Below are 2,733 nucleotides of genomic sequence, written 5' to 3'. Positions count from 1 at the left end.
GCTCGTCGCCTGCAGGAGCGCCTGCAGGCAGCTCGTGCGGTCGATGCCGCCTTCTCCAGCGCCGACAAGCAGCGAACTTAGCCCCAGCCGCGTCTTCGGGTCCGCCGCGTCCGGACTCTAGCAGCCCTGGTCCATTGTTTCGGCCACAAAGGCCAGGATCCCCTGCCGCAAGGTTTCGCGAAGGGTGCCGATCGAGAGGTCGGCCGGTTGGCCTAGCCCGACGACGACCGCCCCGGGCGGCTTGGAATTCGGATCGAGGAGGATCGCGCTCGTCCCGATCCGACTCGGATACAGCCCAAGCTTGCGCCGGTTGGAGAGCCGGGAACCAAGCGCCCGGTCCAGCCGCGCTTCCGTGCCGGCGAAAGCATCGCCGCTGTAGTGGCCAACCAGCACAGGAAATCGGGCGAACGCCAGGTGCCCATGGACGACGGAGAGCTCGATCCTGTCGACCTGCAACTCAGGCTGCTGGGTATCGCCTATCACGAGCCCACCTTCGCTGCGAGCAATAGTCCGGGTCGCCGCTTGGATCATAACGCTCCCCGACTCCCAGCAACTCAGGCTCTTCTCCAACCGGCGCCTGGCGACCTAAGGCGGTCTCAGGCTCTACCTGCACGCGTCGTAGATCCCGCAGGGCGCATCAGCCTAGGCCACCACAGACTTCCAAGCTGATCAGCCCTCGCCTCGTTGTCCTTTGCATCGCCCGTGTCGAATTCAATGATCGGAAGGAGGTCGATTTGGGTGCCAAACGCGCTCTCTAAGCATTTTCTCCGTCAACCCGACTCTATTCGGTCAAATCGTCGCTCACGACAATGCCAAGAGGATGCAAGGTTGTCTGTGATCCTGATCACAATCTGGAACGAACGCCTGGACAGGTCTTACGGAGGCTTTATCATTGTAACGGTCGCTCGTCTGCGTATGGCGCAGCCCGCACAGACTCAAACGCCTGTTAGGCCGCGAGGGCGCGCCATTCGGCCAATGCGGCATGAGCTTTTCTGATTGAACCTGGGCCGGCAACTCACTCGCGACGAAGGGCGGACAACTGACGTCACCGACACTGCCAAACGCGCGGCTTTGCAAGAGCGCCTGCCCTTGATAGCCTTCGAAAGAACTGCGCAGACCCGCAAGACGTGAAATCGGGCCCACATCGGGAAAAGCCGCATGGCGCGCATCTTCATCTCTCATTCGAGCCTCGACGACGAAGCGGCCGCGCGGATGAAGGCTTGGCTCGCGCGCCAGGGGCTCGAGACGACATTTCTCGACTTCGACAAAACGACTGGCATCCCGCCCGGGGCCGACTGGGAGAAGACGCTCTACCGAGAGGTCGAGCAGTCCCAGGCCGTCATCATCATCCAGACGCCGAACTGGCTCGCCTCAAAATGGTGCTTCGCCGAGTTCACGCAGGCGCGCGCGCTCGGCAAGGCGATCTTCCTGGTGATCGAGACGCCGACCGGCGACGCTCAGATATCGCCCGACATCCAGACGCTCAATCTGCTCAGCGATCGCGAGGGCGGTCTCGAACGGCTCTCGCGCGAGCTCGTTCGGATCGCGCTCGACGCCCAGGGCGGCTTTACATGGGATGCGAGCCGCCCGCCGTTTCCAGGTCTGCTCGCGTTTGAGGAAGAGGACGCCGCGATCTATTTCGGCCGCGACGACGACATCCGCCGCCTGATCGAGCGGCTCGACGCGCGCCGCGCGCAGGGCGGTGCCAAGCTGGTGGCGCTGCTCGGGTCGTCGGGATCGGGCAAGTCCTCGCTCCTGCGGGCCGGCGTCGTTCCGCGGCTGAAACGCGCCGGCCGTAATTGGATCGTCGCGCCGCCGATGCGGCCCCGCCTGCATCCGGTCGACGAATTGGCGGTGGCGCTGGTGGGAGCATTCGGCCCCGGCGCCGACTGGCGCAAGCTGAAGGATGATCTCTTACGTCCCGACCCTGCGCGCGCCCTCGCGGACTTCGCCAACGACCTACGCGTCAACGCGGGCGCGGGCGAAGCGCAGATCCTCATCCCGATCGACCAGGCGGAAGAAGTGTTCGGCGTCGCCGGCCCGGACGAGGCCCGGCTCTTCCTGCAAATTCTCAGTCAGGCGCTCTCCGAGAGCCTGCCATTCATGGCGGTCATGGCCATGAGGTCTGACTATTTGGGGCGGCTGCAATCGGCGGCGGCGCTGACGGCGCGGTTCGAGGAATTCTCGCTCGGACCGATGCCGCTCACGCGCATTCCGCAGATCATCCAGGGACCACGCCTCGCCTTGAGATTCATCAATGCGGCTCTCGCGTCGCGCTGCTACGCTCAACAATTGACCAGGCATCGCGATCGCTGGGACGTTGAACCGCTCCTGAGACGCGAAGGACCGAGGCGGCTGACGATGGCGGATCACGTTACTCGCTTGGATATTTCCCGCAATGTGCGAGCCAAACGCTCGATTAGATTCTGGGCGGGAGTGGTATCGGTGACGGGCTTCGCTATTCCGGCCAGCATCGCGGCATTGCGGGGCGTAAAGTGGGGGGTGGCGACCGTCACCGCTGTCGCCGTGATCGCGCTTGGGGGCTTCACGGCGTTGCTGGTCTCCGCCGCGATGGACGCGGATCAAATTTGGCGCAAGCTCGGAATTGTGGCGATCGCTGCATTCCCAGTGTGGGTCGGCTGGCGGCACGTCAGCGTTGTGCTTCCCTATCTCAGATCAGGAGAGAGAAGCATTCTGTTTCCTGAATATAGTTGGGACAACATGGCAGCCAAG

At 63.7% G+C, this 2,733-nt stretch carries 2 protein-coding genes; one reads left to right on the top strand and one right to left on the bottom strand.

Annotation, left to right across the window (positions count from 1 at the left end; translation table 11 throughout):
• Positions 1-117: 117 nt before the first annotated feature.
• On the bottom strand, positions 118-531 hold the full coding sequence (locus ACLP25_RS16845) for a hypothetical protein (protein ID WP_442470334.1): 414 nt from the start codon (positions 529-531) through the stop codon (positions 118-120).
• Between the two features lie 627 nt (positions 532-1,158).
• Here ACLP25_RS16845 and ACLP25_RS16840 point away from each other — a divergent pair.
• Positions 1,159-2,733 (top strand): toll/interleukin-1 receptor domain-containing protein (locus ACLP25_RS16840; protein ID WP_442470333.1); only part of this gene is annotated, 1,575 nt, incomplete at its 3' end.

Source organism: Roseiarcus sp. (assembly GCF_052145395.1).
Classification (GTDB): Bacteria; Pseudomonadota; Alphaproteobacteria; order Rhizobiales; family Beijerinckiaceae; genus Roseiarcus.
The sequence above is the reverse complement of the archived record's forward strand: the minus strand, read 5'-3'. Positions and strand labels throughout refer to the sequence as shown.

What these genes read in the sequence shown, in the direction of transcription:
- ACLP25_RS16845 (WP_442470334.1), bottom strand. Translation starts at nt 531, where the DNA reads ATGATCCAAGCGGCGACCCGGACTATTGCTCGCAGCGAAGGTGGGCTC.